This is a genomic window from Sulfurivirga sp. (assembly GCF_015490265.1).
Lineage (GTDB): Bacteria > Pseudomonadota > Gammaproteobacteria > Thiomicrospirales > Thiomicrospiraceae > Sulfurivirga.
Genome location: NZ_WFYD01000141.1, coordinates 1 through 4,468, shown reverse-complemented (window position 1 = coordinate 4,468; position 4,468 = coordinate 1). Strand labels below are relative to the sequence as shown.

At 62.7% G+C, this 4,468-nt stretch carries 3 protein-coding genes; all 3 read left to right on the top strand.

What is annotated here, in order from left to right:
* Nucleotides 1-1,764 (top strand): nitrite reductase large subunit NirB (gene nirB, locus F8K16_RS09255; RefSeq protein ID WP_294949933.1); only part of this gene is annotated, 1,764 nt, incomplete at its 5' end.
* A 224-nt stretch (nucleotides 1,765-1,988) separates the two neighbouring features.
* Nucleotides 1,989-2,327 carry a nitrite reductase small subunit NirD gene (gene nirD, locus F8K16_RS09250; protein WP_294949930.1) on the top strand — a complete coding sequence of 113 codons (339 nt, stop codon included), beginning with the start codon at nucleotides 1,989-1,991 and terminating at the stop codon, nucleotides 2,325-2,327.
* A 204-nt stretch (nucleotides 2,328-2,531) separates the two neighbouring features.
* On the top strand, nucleotides 2,532-4,468 hold a 1,937-nt coding region (locus F8K16_RS09245; protein ID WP_294949927.1), incomplete at its 3' end, for a molybdopterin-dependent oxidoreductase.

The following is a 4,468-nucleotide window of genomic DNA, read 5'->3' as shown; positions in this document are numbered from 1 at the left end:
GTGGACGACATGCTGCTCACCTCCGACCCGTCCATCTGGGCCATCGGCGAGTGCGCCCTGCATGACGGCACCATCTACGGGCTGGTGGCGCCGGGCTATGCCATGGCACAGGCGGTGGTGCACCAGCTGCAGGGCATTACCGCCACCTTCACCGGCGCGGACATGTCCACCAAGCTGAAGCTGATGGGCGTGGACGTGGGCTCCATCGGCGACCCGCACGGCATGACCCCCGGCGCGCATACCTATGTGTATCAGAACGAGCCGGAGGAGATCTACAAGAAGATCGTCGTCTCCGAGGACAAGAAAAAGCTGCTGGGCGCCGTGCTGGTGGGCGACGCCTCCGACTATGGCAACCTGCTGCAGCTGTATCTGAACGAAATGGAACTGCCGGAGCATCCGGACGATCTGATCCTGCCGCAGCGTTCCGGCGCCAGCAGCAACCTGTTCGGCCCGGCAGCCCTGCCGGACCCCGCGCAGGTGTGCTCCTGCTATGACGTCTCCAAGGCGGACATCATCAAGGCCATCGACGACGGCGCCACCACCCTGGCGGACGTGAAGGCGGTCACCCAGGCCTGTACCGGCTGTGGCGGCTGTACCCAGCTGGTCTCCGACATCGTCAACTACGAACTGGAGCAGCGTGGCGTCGAGGTCAAGAAGGACATCTGCGAGCACTTCCCCTACTCCCGTCAGGAGCTGTTCCACATTATCAAGGTGGAGGGCATCAAGACCTTCGACGAGCTGCTGGCCAAGAAAGGCCAGGGGCACGGCTGTGACATCTGCAAGCCGGCGGTCGCCTCCATCTTCGCCGACATCTACAACAGCTTCGCCATGGAAGAGGACAAGATCGGCCTGCAGGACACCAACGACCGCTTCCTCGGCAACCTGCAGAAGGACGGCACCTACTCCGTCATCCCACGGGTGCCGGGCGGCGTGATCACACCGGAGAAGCTGATTGTCATCGGTCAGGTGGCCAAGAAGTACAACCTCTACACCAAGATCAACGGCGGCCAGCGCATCGTCATGTTCGGCGCCCAGCTCAACGACCTGCCGGCCATCTGGGAAGAGCTGCTGGCGGCGGGCTTCGAGTCCGGTCAGGCCTACGCCAAGTCCCTGCGCACGGTCAAATCCTGCGTCGGCTCCACCTGGTGCCGCTACGGCGTGGACGACTCCATCTCCATGGCCATCAAACTGGAGCACCGCTACAAGGGCCTGCGCGCGCCCCACAAGATCAAGATGGGCGTATCCGGATGTACCCGAGAGTGTGCCGAAGCCCAGGCCAAGGACGTGGGTGTGATCGCCACCGAAAACGGCTGGAACCTGTATGTGTGCGGCAACGGCGGCATGAAACCGCGCCATGCGGACCTGTTCGCCACCGATCTGGATGAAGAGACCCTGTTCAAGTACATCGACCGCTTCCTGATGTTCTACATCCAGACGGCGGACCGCCTGCAGCGCACTGCCCGCTGGCTGGAGAATCTGGAAGGCGGTATCGACTATGTGAAGGACGTGGTCATCAACGACAGCCTGGGCATCTGTGACGAGCTGGAGCGGCAGATGCAGTTCATCCGCGACACCTACAAGGATGACTGGTACGAAGCCGTCCACAATCCGGAAGTGCGCGAGAAGTTCCGCATGTTCGTCAACTCTGACGAGCGCGACCCGGATGTGGTGTTCGTCAAGGAAGAGCTGACCGGCATGTACCGCCCGGCCACGCCGGAAGAGAAGCTCAAGGGCATCGCGGTCGAAGTGCGGCCGAATGCGTGACTGACCTGAAAGCAGGAACCGCAGGCCTGCGCAGGCGATTTGTGGAGCCATCTTAGCGGCTGTTGGCGTCAGAAGCGGAAAAGCGCGGCGCATGTCTGACCGCAGGGAGTTTGTGCTGCGCCCGCTTCAAGCCTTACAGCCGCTTGATGGCGGAACCATGAGCGAGCAAGGCCTGCGTTCCTGCCAACTCTGGAACATACAGAACACACAAAGAGGACTGAACAATGGCTTTTGTCAAAGTCTGCACCAAGGACGACCTGATTCCCGACGCCGGCATCGCCGCCAAGGTGGGCGACGTGCAGGTGGCGCTGTTCTACATCGACGACGAGGTATATGCCGTGGGCAACCACGACCCGGCCTCCGGCGCCAACGTGATCTTCCGCGGCATCTGCGGCGACCTGCACGGCGAGCTGATGGTGGCCTCCCCGCTCTACAAGGATCATTACAGCCTGATCACCGGCAAGCACATGGACGGCAAGGACCTGTCCATTCCCGTCTACCCCGCCAGAATCGAGGGGAATGACGTGCTGGTGGATGTAGAAGCCGCCTCACAGGCCGCCTGAGCCACGAGGTAAGCGGTGCGCGTCTGTGAAACAGGCGCCCGCACTGCACCTGCCTCAACCCTCACAGTCCCATGAGGACGCAACCCTGCAGTGCGCCTGTGCAAACAGGTTTCATGCATTACACTTCACAGGATGACAAAACGCCTGTTTTTACCTCAGTGAAACCAGCCGTTTTGTCCATACGGAATCGAGCATCAGACAACCATGACCACCGAAACCATCAAGACCACCTGTCCCTACTGCGGCGTCGGCTGCGGCATGGAGATCACCGTTGACCACCGTCTGGGCGAAGTCGCCGTGGCGGTGCAGGGCGACAGGGCCCATCCCGCCAACTACGGACGCCTGTGCGTCAAGGGTTCCAGCGCCGGCGAGACGGTTGACTTCCACGGCCGCCTGACCACCCCGATGATCGACGGTCAGGCGGTGGACATCGACACGGCGCTGGATCATGTGGCCAGCCGCTTCAGAGCCATCATCGAAGAGCACGGCCCGGACAGCGTGGCCTTCTATGTCTCCGGCCAGCTGCTGACCGAGGACTATTATGTGGCCAACAAGCTGATGAAGGGCTACATCGGCTCGGCCAACATCGACACCAACTCGCGGCTGTGCATGTCCTCGGCGGTGGCCGGCTACAAGCGCGCCTTCGGCTCAGATACCGTGCCCTGCAGCTACGAGGATCTGGAGCTGGCCGATCTGGTTGTGCTGGTGGGCTCCAACACTGCCTGGGCGCATCCCATTGTCTATCAGCGCATCGCCGCGGCCAAAAAGGCCCGGCCCGAAATGAAAGTGGTGGTCATCGACCCACGGCGCACCGCCACCTGCGATCTGGCCGACCTGCACCTGCCCATCGCGCCGGGCATGGACGCCCTGCTCTACAACGGCCTGCTGGTGGCGCTGGCCGACGCCGGCAAACTGGATCAGGCTTTCATCGACAACCACACCGAAGGCTTTGATGAAGCACTGGCCAGGGCGCGGGAAACGGCGGGCGATGCGGATGCCGTCGCGCGCGCCTGCGGACTGGATAAAGATACGCTGGCGCAGTTCTACCGATGGGTCATCGACATCGACAGGACCGTCACCCTCTACTCCCAGGGGGTCAACCAGTCCACCAGCGGCGTGGACAAGTCCAACGCCATCATCAACACCCATCTGGCCACCGGATGCATCGGCAAGCCGGGCATGGGGCCGTTCTCCATCACCGGCCAGCCCAACGCCATGGGTGGGCGCGAGGTGGGCGGTCTGGCCAACATGCTGGCGGCCCACATGGACTTTGACGAGAACAGCTGTGACCGGGTGCAGCGTTTCTGGAACAGCCCCACCATCGCCCGTGCGCCGGGCAAGAAAGCCGTGGACATGTTCAAGGCGCTGCATGACGGCGAGATCAAGGCCATCTGGATCATGAACACCAACCCGGTGGACTCCATGCCGGATGCCGATTTCGTGCGCGAGGCCATTAGAAAGGCCGAACTGGCAGTGGTCTCCGACTGTATGGCCAGCACCGACACCACCGTGGTGGCGGACGTGCTGCTGCCGGCGCTCACCTGGGGCGAGATCGACGGCATGGTGACCAATTCCGACCGCACCATCAGCCGCCAGCGCAAGTTCATGGACGGCCCCGAACTGGCCCACCCCGACTGGTGGTGGATCAGCCAGGTGGCGCAGCGCATGGGCTTTGACGGCTTCGATTACGACCACCCGTGGCAGATCTTCAGGGAATACGCCGCGCAGACCTGCTTCGAAAACGACGGCAGCCGCGACCTGATGATCCACCTGCCGGAAGATTTTGACCGGGCGGCCTACGATGCCTGGACACCCAAGCCCTGGCCCATTACGCCCGACCGCCCCGAAGGCACGCCACGCATGTTCACCGACGGGCGCTTCTTCACACCGTCCGGCAGGGCACGTTTTGTCGCCATCGAACCGCGCGCGCCGCAGAATGAACCGACAGAACAATATCCCTTCCGCCTCAATACCGGTCGACTGCGGGATCAGTGGCACACCATGACCCGCACCGGCAAGGCAGCACGCCTGTTCAGCCACCGGGGTGAACCCTTCGTCTCCATTCACCCCGATGACGCCGGCGACCTCCAAAACGGCGAACTGGTGCGCGTGTTCAACGATCGGGGCGAGATCGTAGTGCG